19 protein-coding genes are annotated in these 17,290 nt (G+C 55.0%); 13 read left to right on the forward strand and 6 right to left on the reverse strand.

The features are described 5' to 3' along the window. Positions 1–82: 82 nt before the first annotated feature. Complete coding sequence (gene add, locus ACTJJA_RS19840) at positions 83–1,084, forward strand: adenosine deaminase (RefSeq protein WP_440669000.1); 1,002 nt, start codon at positions 83–85, stop codon at positions 1,082–1,084. A gap of 51 nt (positions 1,085–1,135) precedes the next feature. On the opposite strand, the gene ACTJJA_RS19845 is transcribed toward add, so the two are convergent. After that, positions 1,136–2,176: an oxidoreductase gene (locus ACTJJA_RS19845; RefSeq protein ID WP_440669001.1), complete on the reverse strand. Its 1,041-nt coding sequence runs from the start codon at positions 2,174–2,176 to the stop codon at positions 1,136–1,138. A gap of 241 nt (positions 2,177–2,417) precedes the next feature. Between ACTJJA_RS19845 and blr the strand changes: the two genes are divergently transcribed. The 12 genes from blr to gstA all read left to right on the forward strand — a co-directional run bounded on the left by blr (position 2,418) and on the right by gstA (position 12,596). Beyond that, on the forward strand, positions 2,418–2,543 hold the full coding sequence (gene blr, locus ACTJJA_RS19850) for a division septum protein Blr (protein WP_168112406.1): 126 nt from the start codon (positions 2,418–2,420) through the stop codon (positions 2,541–2,543). Between the two features lie 221 nt (positions 2,544–2,764). Next, positions 2,765–2,980 carry a transcription modulator YdgT gene (ydgT, locus tag ACTJJA_RS19855; RefSeq protein ID WP_108416867.1) on the forward strand — a complete coding sequence of 72 codons (216 nt, stop codon included), beginning with the start codon at positions 2,765–2,767 and terminating at the stop codon, positions 2,978–2,980. Between the two features lie 85 nt (positions 2,981–3,065). Next, positions 3,066–3,506 (forward strand): DUF2569 domain-containing protein, encoded by a 441-nt coding sequence (locus tag ACTJJA_RS19860; RefSeq protein ID WP_010430380.1) that lies wholly within the window; start codon positions 3,066–3,068, stop codon positions 3,504–3,506. A gap of 76 nt (positions 3,507–3,582) precedes the next feature. Continuing rightward, entirely contained in the window at positions 3,583–4,164 is a 582-nt protein-coding gene (gene rsxA / locus ACTJJA_RS19865; protein ID WP_010430378.1) for an electron transport complex subunit RsxA, read from the forward strand. Then, positions 4,164–4,742, forward strand: coding sequence for an electron transport complex subunit RsxB (gene rsxB, locus ACTJJA_RS19870; RefSeq protein ID WP_440669002.1), 579 nt, complete (start codon positions 4,164–4,166; stop codon positions 4,740–4,742). Before rsxA ends, rsxB begins: the two co-directional genes overlap by 1 nt. After that, positions 4,735–6,756, forward strand: a complete 2,022-nt coding sequence (gene rsxC / locus ACTJJA_RS19875; RefSeq protein WP_440669003.1) for an electron transport complex subunit RsxC — start codon at positions 4,735–4,737, stop codon at positions 6,754–6,756. The genes rsxB and rsxC overlap by 8 nt, the downstream gene beginning before the upstream one ends. Further along, positions 6,757–7,809, forward strand: a complete 1,053-nt coding sequence (rsxD, locus tag ACTJJA_RS19880) for an electron transport complex subunit RsxD (protein WP_089599515.1) — start codon at positions 6,757–6,759, stop codon at positions 7,807–7,809. It abuts the gene before it with no gap. 10 nt (positions 7,810–7,819) lie between these two features. Continuing rightward, complete coding sequence (rsxG, locus tag ACTJJA_RS19885) at positions 7,820–8,440, forward strand: electron transport complex subunit RsxG (protein WP_212473806.1); 621 nt, start codon at positions 7,820–7,822, stop codon at positions 8,438–8,440. A 2-nt stretch (positions 8,441–8,442) separates the two neighbouring features. Next, entirely contained in the window at positions 8,443–9,129 is a 687-nt protein-coding gene (locus ACTJJA_RS19890; RefSeq protein WP_010430367.1) for an electron transport complex subunit E, read from the forward strand. Beyond that, on the forward strand, positions 9,126–9,761 hold the full coding sequence (gene nth / locus ACTJJA_RS19895; RefSeq protein WP_008500570.1) for an endonuclease III: 636 nt from the start codon (positions 9,126–9,128) through the stop codon (positions 9,759–9,761). Before ACTJJA_RS19890 ends, nth begins: the two co-directional genes overlap by 4 nt. A 611-nt stretch (positions 9,762–10,372) precedes the next feature. After that, complete coding sequence (dtpA, locus tag ACTJJA_RS19900) at positions 10,373–11,881, forward strand: dipeptide/tripeptide permease DtpA (RefSeq protein ID WP_010430365.1); 1,509 nt, start codon at positions 10,373–10,375, stop codon at positions 11,879–11,881. A 109-nt stretch (positions 11,882–11,990) separates the two neighbouring features. Next, positions 11,991–12,596 (forward strand): glutathione transferase GstA, encoded by a 606-nt coding sequence (gstA, locus tag ACTJJA_RS19905; RefSeq protein WP_023299960.1) that lies wholly within the window; start codon positions 11,991–11,993, stop codon positions 12,594–12,596. A 59-nt stretch (positions 12,597–12,655) separates the two neighbouring features. On the opposite strand, the gene pdxY is transcribed toward gstA, so the two are convergent. The 5 genes from pdxY to anmK all read right to left on the reverse strand — a co-directional run bounded on the left by pdxY (position 12,656) and on the right by anmK (position 17,237). Then, a complete protein-coding gene (gene pdxY / locus ACTJJA_RS19910) occupies positions 12,656–13,516 on the reverse strand; it encodes a pyridoxal kinase PdxY (RefSeq protein ID WP_120158808.1) in 861 nt (286 codons plus the stop codon). 65 nt (positions 13,517–13,581) lie between these two features. Further along, positions 13,582–14,856: a tyrosine--tRNA ligase gene (gene tyrS, locus ACTJJA_RS19915; RefSeq protein WP_211445817.1), complete on the reverse strand. Its 1,275-nt coding sequence runs from the start codon at positions 14,854–14,856 to the stop codon at positions 13,582–13,584. Positions 14,857–14,981: 125 nt separating this feature from the next. Continuing rightward, positions 14,982–15,638 carry a pyridoxamine 5'-phosphate oxidase gene (pdxH, locus tag ACTJJA_RS19920; RefSeq protein WP_003857601.1) on the reverse strand — a complete coding sequence of 219 codons (657 nt, stop codon included), beginning with the start codon at positions 15,636–15,638 and terminating at the stop codon, positions 14,982–14,984. 57 nt (positions 15,639–15,695) lie between these two features. Next, positions 15,696–16,019, reverse strand: a complete 324-nt coding sequence (mliC, locus tag ACTJJA_RS19925; protein WP_023335447.1) for a C-type lysozyme inhibitor — start codon at positions 16,017–16,019, stop codon at positions 15,696–15,698. Between the two features lie 93 nt (positions 16,020–16,112). Next, positions 16,113–17,237, reverse strand: coding sequence for an anhydro-N-acetylmuramic acid kinase (gene anmK, locus ACTJJA_RS19930; RefSeq protein WP_440669004.1), 1,125 nt, complete (start codon positions 17,235–17,237; stop codon positions 16,113–16,115). Positions 17,238–17,290: the final 53 nt, after the last annotated feature.

The raw sequence follows: 17,290 nt of genomic DNA on the forward strand, positions 1-17,290 counted from the left end.
GGAATATTCCCTTGCGCAAATAGCTTTTTACCCCGTTTTGTTTTTATAATATGGCGCACTTTAACCAGCAAAGAGTGCGACCATGATTGATACACGCCTGCCTTTAACTGATATTCATCGTCACCTTGACGGTAACATTCGTGCCCAAACCATCCTCGATCTTGGCCGCCAGTTCAATTTAACGCTTCCAGCACAAACGCTTGAAACCCTGATTCCACATGTTCAGGTCACCTCGAATGAGCCGGATCTGGTCAGCTTCCTGAGCAAACTCGACTGGGGCGTAAAGATGCTGGCCTCGCTGGATGCCTGCCGCCGCGTGGCGTTCGAGAACATTGAAGACGCCGCCCGTAACGGCCTGCATTACGTCGAGCTGCGCTTCTCACCAGGGTATATGGCAATGACCCATAACCTGCCCGTCGCGGGCGTGGTGGAAGCGGTGATTGAGGGCGTTCGCGAAGGATGTAAAGCTTTCGACGTTCAGGCACGTCTGATTGGCATCATGAGCCGTACCTTCGGTGAAGCGGCTTGCCTTCAGGAGCTGGAAGCATTGCTGGCGCATCGTGACCAGATCACCGCTGTCGACCTCGCCGGAGATGAACTAGGCTTCCCGGGTAGCCTGTTCCTCTCTCATTTCAATCGCGCGCGTGACGCGGGCTGGCACATTACCGTTCATGCGGGTGAAGCAGCAGGCCCGGAAAGCATCTGGCAGGCCATTCGCGAGCTGGGCGCAGAGCGTATCGGCCACGGGGTGAAAGCCGTCGAAGATCGTGCCCTGATGGATTTCCTGGCGGAGCAGCGCATCGGTATCGAATCCTGCCTGACCTCCAACATTCAGACCAGCACCGTGGCAACGCTGGATAAACATCCGCTGAAGACCTTCCTGGAACACGGCGTACTGGCCTCGCTGAACACCGACGATCCGGCGGTTCAGGGTGTGGATATTATTCACGAATACAACATCGCCGCACCGCAGGCGGGCCTGAGCCGCGAGCAGATCCGCCAGGCGCAGATTAACGGGCTGGAAATTGCGTTTCTGACGCCTGAAGAGAAGCTGGCGCTTAAAGATAAAGTGGCTCGCGGTTGAGCATTTGCCGGGTGGCTCTGCGCTTACCCGGCCAACAAAAACATTGAGAACTTATGCCAGACAGAGCGTGGAGCGATGTTTGGCAGATTCGATGCCCAGCTCAATCAGCTCCATGATCTGAATCGCCTGGCTGGCCGGAACCGGATTCTCCCCCGTCCCGTTGAGCGCGTCACGGATAGCCGCGTAATAAGCCGGATAGTTCCCTGGAATGGTCAGCAGCGTTTCCTGAACCAACTCTTCACCTTCCGCGCGCGTCAGCACGCCATCACGCATGTCGTAGCCCCAGTCCTCTTGCGGCAAACGCTCACCGTTTTTCAGGCGGTCCTCCTGCGGATCCAGACCAAACTTCACGTAGCTACCGCGCGTACCATGAAGGATATAACGCGCCGATTCCGCGGCGGCGAGCATCGTCCCGTGCAGTACGACACGACGCTGCGGATAGCTCAAAACGGCGTGGAAGTAATCTGTCGTCTGCGCGCCAGGCCGAAGCTGCGCTAAATCAACCGTCATACTCACCGGCAGACCAAACAGATTTACGGCCTGATCGAGTAAATGCGGCGCTAAGTCATACCAGATACCGCTTCCGGGGCCCGCCTGTTCACGCCATCGGTTACGCACCTGCGGACGAAAGCGGTCAAAATGAGATTCAAAATAGCCTATTTCACCGAGAGTGCCTTCACTAAGCAGGGCTTTCACCGTCAGGAAATCACTGTCCCAGCGCCGGTTATGGAAGACGGACAACAGCCTGCCAAGACTTCTTGCCAGTGCATCCAGCTCGCGCGCCTGTGACAGTGTCACGGTAAAGGGCTTATCGACCACAACATGTTTACCCGCTTCCAGCGCCGCTTTAGCTAACGGAAAGTGCGTGTCGTTTGGGGTAGGAATGACGATGACATCAATATTCGGATCGTTGAAAAGATGTTTAGGCTCAGAAACAACCGGAACGGTTGGCCAGTCGGCATGTACTTTGGCGGCATCACTGCTCGAAACCGCCCCCAGCGACATTCCCGGCGTCCCGCTAATCAGAGGCGCGTGAAAGGTTTTACTCGCGTAACCATAACCAATCAGCCCGACACGGATATTTTCACCCATCGTAGTGCCCTCCTGTCATTATCTTATTTCACACTGGCTTTGCGGGTATTACTACACATTAATAATGTGTCATATGACTTAAAATAGCACCTTGCACCAGATGTTTTTGTTACAAGAATGTAACTCACTGAGATTGATTAAGGGTATCGTTCCCAAACCGCTTGCCGAGGTCAGTGCTGCACGGTAACATTTGCAATCTGTATTTATGGATAAATTACAAACACGAGTCATGTCATCAATAATTAATCGAATCATTGAATTAGCGGGATGGATTGTCCTTGGGGTTTCGGTCATTTTGCTTGGCGTTGCCAGCCACATCGATAACTACCAACCGCCGGAGCCTGTCACCGTCGCACAACCGAAGTAACGCCCTTGTGACACATTCTGTCAGTTGCATATTGCCAGCCGTGTTGAACAGGGTTAACCTTCTCTTCCAGGCATCGTCTGATGCCTGAATCTTTCAGCAAAGAAAACTCCTAATTTCGTCACATTACCTGAGTGGGCTGTTTACGTCTTTATTTATCCGTTTATTATTCGAACGAATTACCGACACGGGTATTACTCACTTTTATATGGAAACTTATTAACATGACAGTTCAGGACTATTTATTAAAATTTCGCAAGATCAATTCCCTTGAGAGCCTGGAAAAACTGTTTGACCATCTAAACTACACGCTGTTGGATAATCACGAAATTATCAATATGTATCGCGCCGCTGACCACCGCCGGGCTGAACTGGTCTCCGGTGGCCGTTTGTTCAACGTCGGGGAAGTGCCGAAGTCCGTATGGCGTTACGTTTTATAAGAAAGTAGCCATCCGCGCGAAATGTTATATACTCTCCGCCCTGCAAATTTCTGTATACCCTTTCGCGCAGACTATGGGAGAGAGCATGACCGTATCGCCTGGAGAAAGAATTGGAGGCTGGTTAATCGCCCCGCTGGCATGGCTGCTGGTTGCATTATTAAGCGCATCGCTTGCGCTGTTACTCTATACCACCGCGCTGATCACACCTCATGCCATTCAGACCCTGATGTCGCAAAGTGTGCTTAATATTGCGTTGTGGTTTGCCTCGTTCGTCTTCGCCATCGGGATGTGGTACTACACGCTCTGGTTGACCATTGCGTTCTTTAAGCGCCGCAAAAGTGTGCCAAAACATTATATTATCTGGCTGCTGATTTCCGTGCTGCTGGCGGTGAAAGCCTTTGCTTTTTCTCCGGTTTCTGACGCGCTAGCGGTTCGCCAGCTGTTATTCCCGTTACTGGCTGCTGCGCTGCTGGTCCCTTACTTCAAGCGTTCGACGCGGGTGAAGAAAACCTTCGTGAACCCGTAATAACCTTACTGTTAACCTGTTGTCGCCTGTCGTGCTTTGTCCGATAATAGGCGGCTTTTTTATTTCAGGCTGAATAATGACCGATTACTTACTGCTCTTTGTCGGCACTGTGCTGGTTAACAACTTCGTTCTGGTGAAGTTTCTTGGCCTGTGTCCTTTTATGGGGGTTTCCAAAAAACTGGAGACCGCGATGGGCATGGGGCTAGCGACAACCTTCGTCATGACGCTGGCGTCCATCTGCGCATGGTTGATTGATACCTGGATCCTGATCCCGCTGGACATGATCTATTTGCGCACCTTGTCCTTTATTCTGGTCATTGCGGTCGTCGTGCAATTTACCGAAATGGTGGTGCGCAAAACCAGCCCGGCGCTCTATCGCCTGCTGGGTATCTTCCTGCCGCTGATCACCACCAACTGCGCCGTACTCGGGGTGGCGTTGCTGAACATCAACCTCGGGCATAACTTCATGCAATCGGCGCTGTACGGCTTTTCTGCCGCCGTCGGTTTCTCACTGGTCATGGTTCTGTTTGCCTCTATTCGTGAACGTCTGGCTGCAGCGGATATTCCCGCGCCCTTCCGCGGAAACGCCATTGCACTGGTGACGGCAGGTTTAATGTCTCTGGCCTTTATGGGCTTTAGTGGTCTGGTGAAGTTGTAATGAATGCTATCTGGATTGCCATCGCCTCCATCAGCGTACTGGGGTTGGTGTTTGGCCTGATTCTGGGTTACGCCTCCCGCCGTTTCGCGGTTGAGGACGATCCCGTTGTCGAAAAAATTGACGAGCTGCTGCCGCAAAGCCAGTGCGGGCAATGTGGCTACCCCGGATGTCGGCCTTATGCCGAAGCGGTTGGCGTGCAGGGTGAAAAAATCAACCGCTGTGCGCCCGGTGGCGAAGCGGTGATGCTCAAAATTGCCGCCCTGCTTAACGTTGACCCGCAACCTGTCGACGGCGATGCCGAGGTGCAGGAGCCGGTTCGCGCCCTCGCGGTGATCGACGAAGCGAACTGCATCGGCTGCACCAAATGTATTCAGGCTTGCCCTGTTGATGCCATTGTGGGCGCAACCCGCGCCATGCACACCGTTGTGGCCGATCTGTGCACCGGCTGTAACCTTTGCGTGGCCCCCTGCCCAACGCAGTGCATAGAACTGCGCCCGGTTGAAACGACTACCGAAAGCTGGAAATGGGATCTTCAGATCATTCCGGTTCGCAATATTCCTGTGGAACAACATGCTTAAGTTATTTTCTGCTTTCAGAAAAGAGAAGATTTGGGACTTCGACGGCGGTATCCATCCCCCGGAGATGAAAACCCAGTCAAACGGCACGCCGCTGCGACAAATTCCGCTGGCGACGCGTTACGTTATGCCGCTCAAACAGCATATCGGCGCGGAAGGCGAACTCTGCGTTAAAGAAGGCGATACCGTTCTTCGCGGCCAGCCGCTGACCTTTGGTCGGGGACGAATGCTGCCGGTACACGCCCCCACCTCCGGTAAAGTGGTGTCGATCGCCCCACATACCGTCGCGCACCCTTCAGCGCTGTCTGAACTGAGCGTGATTATTGAAGCCGACGGCGAAGACCGTTGGATCGACCGTGACGGCTGGAGCGATTACCGTTCCCGCAGCCGCGAAGAGCTGATTGAACGCGTTCATCAGTTCGGCGTGGCCGGTCTTGGCGGCGCAGGTTTCCCGACGGGTACCAAACTGCGCGGCGGTGGCGACAAAATTAACACGCTAATCATCAACGCTGCGGAATGCGAACCTTATATCACCGCCGATGACCGTCTGATGCAGGACTGTGCCGCCCAGGTGGTGGAAGGTATACGCATTCTCGCCCATATTCTTCAGCCACGAGAAGTGCTGATCGGCATTGAAGACAATAAGCCGCAGGCCATTTCCATGCTGCGGGCCGTGCTGGCGGGTTGCCATGATATTAGCCTGCGCGTCATCCCGACCAAATACCCGTCTGGCGGCGCAAAGCAGCTGACCCAGATCCTCACTGGTAAACAAGTACCGCACGGTGGCCGCTCCTCTGACATCGGCGTGCTGATGCAAAACGTCGGTACGGCGTATGCGGTAAAACGTGCGGTGATTGACGGCGAGCCGCTAACCGAGCGCGTGGTGACGTTGACCGGTGAATCGGTGTCCCGTCCAGGCAACGTCTGGGCGCGTCTGGGTACGCCGGTGCGTCATCTGCTGGAGCAGGCCGAGTTTTGCCCTGGTAGCGACCAGATGGTGATCATGGGTGGCCCGCTGATGGGCTTTACCCTGCCGTGGCTGGATGTCCCGGTCATCAAAATTACTAACTGTCTGCTCGCCCCCTCTCCGACCGAGATGGGTGAAGAACAGGAAGAAAAAGGCTGCATCCGCTGCAGCGCCTGTGCTGATGCCTGCCCGGCGGATCTGCTCCCGCAGCAGCTGTACTGGTACAGCAAAGGCCAACTGCACGACAAAGCGCAAGCCCACAATCTTGCCGACTGCATTGAATGCGGTGCCTGCGCCTGGGTCTGCCCAAGCAATATTCCGCTGGTGCAATACTTCCGTCAGGAGAAGGCTGAGATTTATGCCATCTCAATGGAAGAGAAGCGCGCAGCCGAAGCCAAGGCGCGCTTTGAAGCCCGTCAGGCGCGTCTCGAACGCGAGAAAATCGCCCGCCAGGAGCGCCATAAACAGGCTGCCGTTCAGCCTGGTGAGAAAGATCAGGACGCCATCAACGCTGCACTGGCGCGCGTGCGTGAGAAAAAAGCCACTGCAACGCAAACCCTGGTGATCCCGGCTGGCGAAAAACCGGATAACAGCGAAGCGATTGCGGCACGCGAAGCGCGCAAGGCCCAGGCTCGCGCCCGTCAGGCAGAGAAAGCAGAAACTGCCCAGCCGGAAACGGGTGTCGATCCGCGTAAAGCGGCGGTTGAAGCGGCAATTGCCCGTGCCAAAGCCCGTAAAGCTGGTCAGCAGGACGTGGTTGTTAAGAAAGACGCTGAGGATCCGCGTAAAGCTGCTGTCGAAGCGGCCATTGCACGCGCGAAAGCGCGCAAAGCAGCGCAGCAGGCGCAAACTGCGGAGCCCGAAGTGCCGGTTGATCCTCGCAAAGCCGCTGTCGAAGCCGCTATCGCTCGGGCCAAAGCGCGCAAAGCCGCCCAGCAGGAAGAGCAGCCGCAGGCCGCAAACGACGATCCACGCAAAGCCGCCGTCGCCGCCGCGATTGCGCGCGTTCAGGCGAAGAAAGCCGCACAACAAGCAGTTAACGAGGATTAAATGGTTTTCAGAATCGCAAGTTCCCCTTACACCCATAACCAGCGCCAGACATCGCGCATCATGATGCTGGTCTGCCTGGCGGCGTTGCCTGGCATCGCCGTTCAGTTCTGGTTTTTCGGCTGGGGAACCCTTTTCCAGTTGGTCCTTGGCTGCGCCAGTGCGTTAGCGGCGGAAGCGCTCGTGTTGAAGCTGCGAAAAATGGCGGTCTCCCGCATTCTCGCTGACAACTCCGCGTTACTGACCGGTCTGCTGCTGGCGATCAGTATTCCACCGTTTGCCCCATGGTGGATGGTGGTGCTGGGTACCGTGTTTGCGGTGATTATCGCCAAGCAGCTGTACGGCGGGCTCGGGCATAACCCGTTTAACCCGGCAATGATCGGCTATGTTGTTCTGCTGATCTCCTTCCCGGTGCAGATGACCAGCTGGTTGCCCCCCCATGAAATTGCCGCCACGGTTCCTGGCTTTATGGATGCCCTGCACGTTATCTTTACCGGCCATACGGCCCTCGGCGCGGATATGAACGCGCTGCGTATGGGCGTGGACGGTATCAGCCAGGCAACGCCTCTCGATACCTTTAAAACGTCCCTGCACGCCGGGCACAGCGTTGAGCAGATCATGAAATCCGCCATCTACAGCGGCGTGCTGGCAGGTGCTGGCTGGCAGTGGGTCAACCTGGCGTATCTGCTGGGCGGCCTGTTCCTGCTGCAACAAAAAGCGATCCGCTGGCATATTCCCGTCAGCTTCCTCGTGACGCTGGCGGTTTGCGCTACGCTGGGATGGGTCTTCTCTCCTGAGTCACTGGCCAGCCCGCAGATGCATCTGCTCTCCGGCGCGACCATGCTGGGTGCATTCTTTATTCTTACCGACCCGGTTACGGCGTCGACCACCAATCGTGGCCGTTTGATCTTCGGCGCGCTGGCGGGTCTGCTTGTGTGGCTGATTCGCAGTTTTGGCGGTTATCCGGATGGGGTAGCGTTCGCCGTCCTGCTCGCCAACATTACCGTTCCGCTCATCGACTACTACACGCGTCCGCGCGTGTACGGTCATCGCTAAGGGTTTCGCCATGTTAAAGACCATGCAAAAACACGGTGTCACGCTGGCTATTTTCGCTGCGGTACTGACCGGCCTGACGGCGCTGGTGAACGAGCTGACCAAATCGACGATTGATGAGCAGGCGGCAAAGCAGCAAAAAGCGCTGTTTGATCAGGTGATCCCGTCTGACTTCTACGATAACGACCTGCAGAAAAGCTGCTTTGTTGTAGAAGCGCCGCAGCTTGGGAAAGGCTCGCACCGCGTCTTTATCGCCCGCAAAGGGGATAGGCCTGTGGGTGCAGTCATGGAAACCACGGCCCCCGACGGTTATTCCGGAGCCATTCAACTGCTCGTCGGCAGCGATTTTTCCGGTACCGTACTGGGTACCCGTGTGACGGAGCATCACGAAACGCCGGGACTTGGCGATAAAATTGAAACGCGCTTAAGCGACTGGATTTTGCACTTTGCCGGTAAAGTGATCCACGGCGAAAATGACGCCGCGTTTGCGGTGAAGAAAGATGGCGGTGAGTTCGACCAGTTCACGGGTGCGACCATCACGCCGCGTGCCGTGGTTAACGCCGTAAAACGCGCCGGGCTGTATGCTGAAACGCTGCCTGCGCAGATTAACAATCTTCCGGCCTGTGAGGAGTAGCCATGAGCCAGGTTAAAGAGGTTATTGTTCAGGGACTGTGGAAGAACAACTCCGCGCTGGTGCAGCTTCTGGGGATGTGTCCACTGCTGGCCGTCACCTCGACTGCGACCAACGCACTCGGTCTGGGGCTGGCGACCACGCTGGTGCTGACCCTGACTAACCTGTCCATATCCGCACTGCGCCGCTGGACGCCTTCGGAGATCCGTATTCCGATTTACGTCATGATCATCGCGTCGGTGGTGAGTATCGTTCAGATGCTGATTAACGCTTACGCGTTTGGCCTGTATCAGTCGCTTGGGATCTTCATTCCGCTGATCGTGACCAACTGTATTGTGGTCGGGCGTGCCGAGGCATTTGCCGTGAAGAACAGCCCGGCGATGTCGGCGCTTGACGGTTTCGCCATCGGTATGGGGGCGACAGGCGCCATGTTTGTCCTCGGCTCGCTTCGTGAGATCCTCGGCAACGGTACGCTGTTTGACGGTGCAGATGCGCTGCTCGGCGGCTGGGCAAAAGCGTTGCGTATTGAAGTGTTCCACACCGATACGCCTTTCCTGCTGGCCATGCTGCCGCCGGGTGCTTTTATTGGCCTTGGCATGATGCTGGCGATAAAATACCTGATTGATGAAAAACGTAAGCGCCGCGCGGCTGAGCGTAGCGTTCTGGAAGGGACACCCGAGAAGGCTTCATGAATAAAGAAAAGCGCATTGCGATCCTGACCCGTCTGCGGGACGAGAACCCGCACCCGACGACGGAGCTGAATTTTACCTCCCCGTTTGAGCTGCTGATCGCCGTGTTGCTCTCTGCGCAGGCTACCGATGTCAGCGTCAATAAAGCCACCGCCCTGCTCTATCCGGTGGCCAACACGCCGAAGGCGATGCTTGAGTTAGGCGTCGAAGGCGTGAAGTCGTATATCAAAACCATCGGCCTGTTTAACAGCAAGGCCGAGAACGTGATCAAAACCTGCCGGATTTTGCTGGAACAGCACGGAGGCGAAGTGCCGGAGGATCGCGCCGCGCTGGAGGCACTTCCCGGCGTCGGACGCAAAACGGCGAACGTGGTGCTGAATACGGCGTTCGGCTGGCCGACTATCGCCGTCGATACGCACATTTTCCGCGTCTCTAACCGCACCAACTTTGCACCTGGCAAAAACGTTGAACAGGTAGAGGAGAAGTTATTAAAAGTCGTTCCGGCGGAATTTAAGGTCGACTGTCATCACTGGCTGATTTTGCATGGCCGCTATACCTGCATCGCACGCAAGCCTCGCTGCGGCTCCTGCATCATCGAAGATCTCTGCGAATATAAAGAAAAAGTCTATCCCTGATCGCTTTAGTGTATTTACTTCTGAATCAAAACCCTACAAAAGGAAGGCCATCTGCATACCTTCCTTTTGACCGTAATTTGTCCGTTTTTTCGCTATCCCACCTTATGGATTGTTCGGCTATTTAACACTCAAACAGGTTAATAGTTTTTTCATCACCAAAAATTTCTATACATCTGTGATCAAGATCACTCTGATAACGTCATGTTGGATTTTTGTTGTCAAACCCCTCGCAAAACCTTTACCCGATAAGAATTAACCGTTCATTTACCGCATATAAGACCAGTCATTTTTCAGATTATGGGCTATATCACTACCCAGAAGGTCAAATAGCAGAACATATCGCCATAGCGGGCTGGAAAAGGGTTTGGGGTAGTGAAAAAAACTAACAAAACGCAACGGATGAAATTTAACGCTGAATAACATTTATGTGACCCGTGGATTATACCACCTCAGTTAAATGTAACAGAGTATTTCAAACATATTGCCAGATGGGTCAGGATAGTGAACATTACCCGCCGTTTCCCCTCCCAATATAACTATAAAGCGGATGGACTACGGTCATCACGCTATGAACACCCCCGTTAATATGGGATGTAAAAAAAGAGGTATATGTGTCTACTGCAAACAATAAACCAACAAATGAAAGCGTGAGTCTCAACGCTTTTAAACAGCCGAAAGCGTTCTATCTCATCTTCTCTATCGAGTTATGGGAGCGTTTTGGTTATTACGGCCTGCAAGGGATCATGGCGGTTTACCTGGTTAAACAACTGGGTATGTCCGAAGCGGATTCCATCACGCTGTTCTCCTCCTTCAGTGCTCTGGTGTACGGTCTGGTTGCTATCGGCGGCTGGCTGGGTGACAAAGTCCTCGGCACCAAACGCGTCATTATGCTGGGCGCCATTGTCCTGGCGATTGGCTATGGTCTGGTTGCATGGTCTGGACACGATGCGGCTGTGGTCTATATGGGTATGGCAACGATTGCCGTTGGTAACGGCCTGTTCAAAGCGAACCCGTCCTCCCTGCTCTCTACCTGCTACAACAAAGATGACCCACGTTTGGACGGTGCATTTACCATGTACTACATGTCCATCAACATCGGCTCATTCTTCTCCATGCTGGCAACACCATGGCTGGCAGCGAAATTCGGCTGGAGCGTGGCCTTTGCGCTGAGCTTCGTGGGTATGCTGATCACCGTTGTGAACTTCCTGTTCTGCCGCAGCTGGGTTAAAGACTACGGTTCTAAGCCAGACTTCGAACCGGTTCACATGGGTAAACTGCTGGCCACCATCGCGGGCGTTGTCGTTCTCGCCGCGATCGCCACCTGGCTGCTGCACAACCAGGGCGTTGCACGTGCGGTTCTGGGCGTGGTTGCGCTGGGTATCGTCTGCATCTTTGCGAAAGAAGCCTTCGCCATGCAGGGCGCTGCACGTCGTAAGATGATTGTCGCGTTCATCCTGATGCTTGAAGCGATTATCTTCTTCGTGCTGTACAGCCAGATGCCAACTTCCCTGAACTTCTTCGCTATCCGTAACGTTGAACATTCAATCCTCGGTATCGCGTTCGAACCTGAGCAGTTCCAGGCTCTGAACCCGTTCTGGATCATGATTGGTTCCCCGATTCTGGCCGCTATCTATAACAAGATGGGTGACCGTCTGCCAATGCCGCACAAGTTCGCCGTGGGCATGGTGCTGTGTTCTTGCGCCTTCCTGGTGCTGCCGCTGGGAACGAAATTTGCGTCCGACGCGGGTATCGTCTCCGTTAACTGGCTGATCCTGAGCTACGCCCTGCAGTCTATCGGTGAGCTGATGATCTCCGGTCTGGGCCTGGCGATGGTTGCACAGCTGGTGCCACAGCGTCTGATGGGCTTCATCATGGGTAGCTGGTTCCTGACCACTGCGGGTGCGGCAATCATTGCAGGTAAGATTGCTAATCTGATGGCGGTTCCGGAAAACGTAACTGACCCACTGCTTTCCCTGAACGTGTACGGCACAGTGTTCATGCAGATTGGTATTGCCACGGCGGTTATCGCTGTGCTGATGCTGCTGACCGCGCCTAAGCTGAACCGCATGACTCAGGACGACGACAAAACGTCTAAAGCGACCGAAACCGCTACCGCGTAATGTCATCGGGAAACGACTGAATGGAAAGAAGCCGCTAAAGCATTAGCGGCTTTTTTTTTATCCGAACGCGCACTAACATAGCTGAAACCTCAGCAAAAAGGAGTTACCGATGAAACTGTTCTACAAACCGGGCGCCTGCTCTCTTGCTTCCCATATCACTCTTCGCGAGAGCGGCAAAGATTTCACGCTGGACGGCGTTGACCTGATGAAAAAGCGCCTCGAAAACGGCGATGATTTTTTTGCGATTAACCCGAAAGGACAAGTTCCGGCTTTGCTGCTGGATGACGGTACGCTGCTGACCGAAGGCGTGGCGATTATGCAGTATCTGGCCGACAACGTGCCGGATCGTCAGCTGCTGGCACCCACAGGCAGTATCTCTCGCTATAAAACCCTTGAGTGGCTTAATTACATCGCGACCGAGCTGCACAAAGGCTTTACGCCGTTGTTCCGCCCGGATACCCCGGAAGAGTACAAACCGACCGTACGTGCGTTACTTGAGAAAAAGATGCAGTACATTAATGAATCACTGAAAGACGATCAGTGGATCTGCGGCGCGCGTTTCACCATTGCTGATGCGTATCTGTTTACCGTTCTGCGCTGGGCGCGCGCGGTTAAGCTGAACCTGGAAGGGTTAGATCATATTGCGTCGTATATGGAACGCGTAGCGGCACGCCCTGCCGTAGCGGCGGCGCTGAAGGCGGAAGGGTTGAATTAATCCGAGCGCTCTGTATTGCCGGGTGGCGCTGCGCTTACCCGGCCTACATATCCCTGCTTTTACAATTGGGTTGCGCTGAAATAATGCTCGGGCTTCGCGATACGATCCTGCGCTGCCACCACCTGCAGCTCATATTCCTGCATGTTTTTCGTCGCCATCATAATTTCATAAACTGCTGCGGTCACATGCTCCAGCGCATCCCGCAGAGCCGTCCCCTGGAGCAACTTCACCAGCAGCAGGCCGCTGGTCACATCGCCCACCCCAACCGGCTGACGCGTACCAAAATCCACCAGCGGACGGCTGATGTGCCATGCCTCGTCTTTCGTCACCAGCAGCATCTCAAAACGGTCCTGGCTTAACCCTGCGCGCGCAAGGTGCTTCACCAGGACAATCTCAGGCCCCTGAGCAATTAGCTCGCGAGAGGCGCTTACAGCCTCTTCTACGCTGTTGACCGGATGCTCGCAGAGGATTTCAAGCTCGATCAGATTTGGCGCAATAATATCGCTAGCCGGCAGCGCGTGGCGGACGTGGAACTCCGCCACGCCGGGCGCGACAATACAGCCCTTTTCAGGGTGTCCCATGACCGGATCGCAAAAATATTTTGCCGCCGGATTCGCCGCTTTCACCTGACGAACGATCCCCAGGATATGTTCCCCCTGTTCTGCTGAACCGAGATAGCCGCTCAGCACCGCGTCACAGCGCTTAAGCTGGTCGATTTCGGCAATACCCTGCACAACCTCCGTCAAGTGCGATGGCGGCATCACGCAGCCGGTCCATTTGCCGTATTGCGTGTGGTTTGAAAACTGTACGGTATTGAGGGGCCAGACGTTGGCACCGAGGCGGCGCATCGGGAATTCCGCTGCGCTGTTGCCAGCATGCCCAAAAACAACGTGGGACTGGATGGCGAGGATGTTCTTCATTTTTTCTTACCAAACCCTGTAAAAACAAAAGGGGCGTGGTTTCCCACGCCCCTGTGTACTTTTAATTACTTCCAGCAGACCAGACAGTAATTTTTCTTACCGCGACGCAGCAGCGTGTAACGTCCGTACAGACGATCGCCGTCAACGAAGGCGTATTCCGGGTCAGCCTGCTTCTCACCGTTGATGGTGATGGCGTTAGACGCGATGGTTTTACGCGCCTGACCGCGAGACGGCTGCAGCTCAGAATCCACCAGTGCCTGCATCAGGTCAGCGCCTTTCTCCATCTCAACCATTGGCACGCCGTCCTGCGCCAGCTGTTCGAAGTCCGCTTCGCTCAGATCGCTCAGGGTACCGTTGAACAGGCTTGCGGTAATGCGTTTTGCCGCGGCCAGACCTTCTTCACCGTGAACCAGTTTGGTCACTTCGTCCGCCAGCACGTACTGCGCGCGTGGCGCTTTACCGCTATTTTTGTCTTCTTCTTCCAGCGCATTGATTTCTTCAATGTCCATAAAGGTGAAGAACTTCAGGAAGCGATAAACATCGGCATCCGCCGTGTTGATCCAGAACTGGTAGAATTTGTACGGGCTGGTTTTCTTCGGATCGAGCCACACCGCGCCGCCTTCAGTTTTACCGAATTTGGTGCCGTCGGCTTTGGTGATCAGCGGAACGGTCAGGCCGAAGACCTGATTCTGATGCAGACGGCGGGTCAGATCGATACCGGAAGTGATGTTACCCCACTGGTCAGATCCCCCAATCTGCAGGGAAACGCCGTGCAGTTTGTTCAGGCAGGCAAAGTCATAGCCCTGCAGCAGGTTGTAGGAGAACTCGGTGAAGGAGATGCCCTGGTCGTCACGGTTCAGACGCTGCTTCACGGCTTCTTTGTTAATCATCTGGTTAACAGAGAAGTGTTTGCCGATATCACGCAGGAAGGTCAGCACGTTCATGCCACCAAACCAGTCGTAGTTGTTAGCAGCAATTGCGGAGTTGTCGCCACAGTTGAAGTCGAGGAACGGTGCCACCTGTTTGCGGATTTTATCCACCCACTCCTGCACGGTGTCTTCGGTGTTCAGTTTACGCTCAGCGGCTTTGAAGCTTGGGTCACCAATCAGACCGGTTGCGCCGCCCACCAGGGCAACAGGCTTATGCCCCGCCATCTGGAAGCGTTTCAGGCATAACAATGGAACAAGATGCCCCAAATGCAAGCTGTCAGCGGTGGGATCGAAGCCGCAATAGAGCGCGATCGGGCCTTGCGCCAGTCGCTCTGCTAACGCTTCCTCGTCCGTCACCTGGGCCACGAGGCCCCGCTCTTGCAATTGTTTAATCAAGTTACTGCTTGCCATCAAATTCTCCATGTATAAACGACTGCACCTTTGCCGGTACACGACTTTTCGCCTGATGCGAAAGGACCATAGAATAAAGCGCAAGCGCGGTGCGCGCTAGCGCTTAAATCAACAAATTTCGGGGATTACGGTGCCAGTCTGTCGATTTTCCAGCCGCCGTTGTCGCGCTGGTATAAAAAGCGGTCGTGCAGGCGGTGTTCGCCCCCCTGCCAGAATTCCATCTGCTCAATGGGGATGCGGAAACCGCCCCAGAAGCTTGGCAGGGGCACTTCACCCTGCTGGAACTTCTGTTTGAGTTCGAGGAATTTGCTTTCCAGCACGCCGCGGGCAGAAATACGGCTGGACTGTTTTGAAACCCAGGCGCCAATCTGGCTGTCGCGCGGGCGGCTGTGGAAATACTTCACCACTTCCAGCGTCGAAAGACGTTCCGCTTTGCCTGTCACCATCACCTGACGCTCCAGCATGTGCCACGGAAACAGCAGGCTGATGCGAGGATTGTTTTCCAGATGGTGCGCTTTGCGGCTGCCCAGGTTGGTATAAAACACCAGCCCTTTCTCGTCATAATGCTTGAGCAATACGATGCGCTGATACGGTTGACCATTTTCATCAACCGTCGCGACAACCATGGCGGTGGGGTCGGCGAGTTTCGCTTCACAGGCCTGTTTCAGCCAGCGTTCGAAAAGCACAAGGGGTTCAGCGGGAAGATCCTGGCGACGCAAGCCGCCTTTGGTGTATTCACGGCGCAGATGCGCAATTTGCTGCAGTTCGTCGTTATCTGACATGGCGTTAGCTGACATTGAGATTGGGTGGCGCTATTGTGCGCCGCCCCTGTGAAAATCTCAACGCTTCGGATTTTCGAGCTGGCAATTGTTCAGCACAATGCGGTCACGTTTGTAGACCGTTGCGCTGTCACCTTTCGACCAGAACACGTAAATCCCGTCGGTATAACGCGCCCCGGAAGCCGACATCCCCTGTTTCAGGGTCAGCAGTTTGTTGTCGTAGACAAAACTGGCTTCCTGACGCGGATTATTCAGCTTAACAGTCAGCGGCTTTTCATCGCAGCGATACTCCAGCGTATCGGTCTGCATGCGCTCAAGGAGCTGGTTATAGACGCTGCATCCTGACAGCAATAAAGGCGCGGCAATAAGAAGAAGTTTTTTCATGGGCGTATTCCGAAGACTTTCCTGGTCCTGGAGGGCATCGCTGCCCTCCTGTTTCATTCCATTCTAACGACGACACGCCATGATGAATTTCAGTTAACTCTGATTATGACGCGGATTTGCCGGGAAAATCGCCCCGAGGACGCTTGCCTCCCGCGCGCCGGTGACAGAAGGTAAATTACCGGGCAAACCGGCAACGGTACGCCAGGCAAGCCAGGCGAAGGCCAGCGCTTCCATATCATCACCGCTGATCCCGGCTTCATCCGTTGTGGTGACTTCAGTACCCGGCAGTAGCCCCGCCAGACGCGCCATCACCAGCGGATTGCGGCTCCCTCCGCCACACACCAGCAGGCGTTCGCACCCTCCGCTGAGGAGAACCTGTTCGGATATCGACACTGCGGTCAATTCGGTGAGCGTGGCCTGAACATCATGTGGTGCCAGCGCAGGGAACTGCGCCAGCTGGCGTTCAAGCCAGCCGTAGTTGAAATACTCGCGCCCCGTACTCTTCGGCGCGGGCAGCGCAAACCAGGGATCGCTTAGCATGGACTGCAGCAGCGGAAGAATGACTTTGCCTTCGCTGGCCCACTCAGCGTCTTTATCATAGGGCTTCCCGCACTGACGCCAGATCCAGGCATCCATTAACATATTGCCCGGCCCCGTATCGTACCCGCGCACGGGCTGGCCGGGGATCAGCATCGACAGGTTTGCAATCCCGCCGATATTAAGCACCATACGGCGCTCAACCGGATGTGCCAGCAACGCGTGATGGAACGCGGGCACCAGCGGCGCACCTTGCCCGCCCAGCGCAATATCGCGGCGACGAAAATCCCCCACCACGGTGACACCTGTTTTTGCCACAATCTGATTATTATCACCGATTTGCAACGTGTGCGGCGCGTCGCCGGTGGGTTCATGCCAGACGGTCTGACCGTGACAACCAATGGCGACCACATCCTGCGGTTGCAGATTCTCTTTGCGCATCAGGGCTAAAACAGCCTCTGCAAACAGCGCCCCCAGCCGCACATCGAGCTGTCCCAGCTGCGAAAGCGTCAGTTGTTGGCCCTGGCAAATGCTCAAAATGTCTTCTTTGAGCGAAACGGGGATAGGCCAGGTCAGACTCGCCTGCTGCGCCACCATGTTTTCATCAATGGCGGCCAGAACGACATCGACACCGTCAAGACTGGTCCCAGACATCACACCGATATAGCGACCCGATTTCATGCGCTTTCCTTACGTTGAGTGGGCTAAGGATATCCACTCCACCATAAACAGCG

Source organism: Enterobacter sp. 22452 (genome assembly GCF_052045065.1).
Taxonomy (GTDB): Bacteria; Pseudomonadota; Gammaproteobacteria; order Enterobacterales; family Enterobacteriaceae; genus Enterobacter; species Enterobacter mori.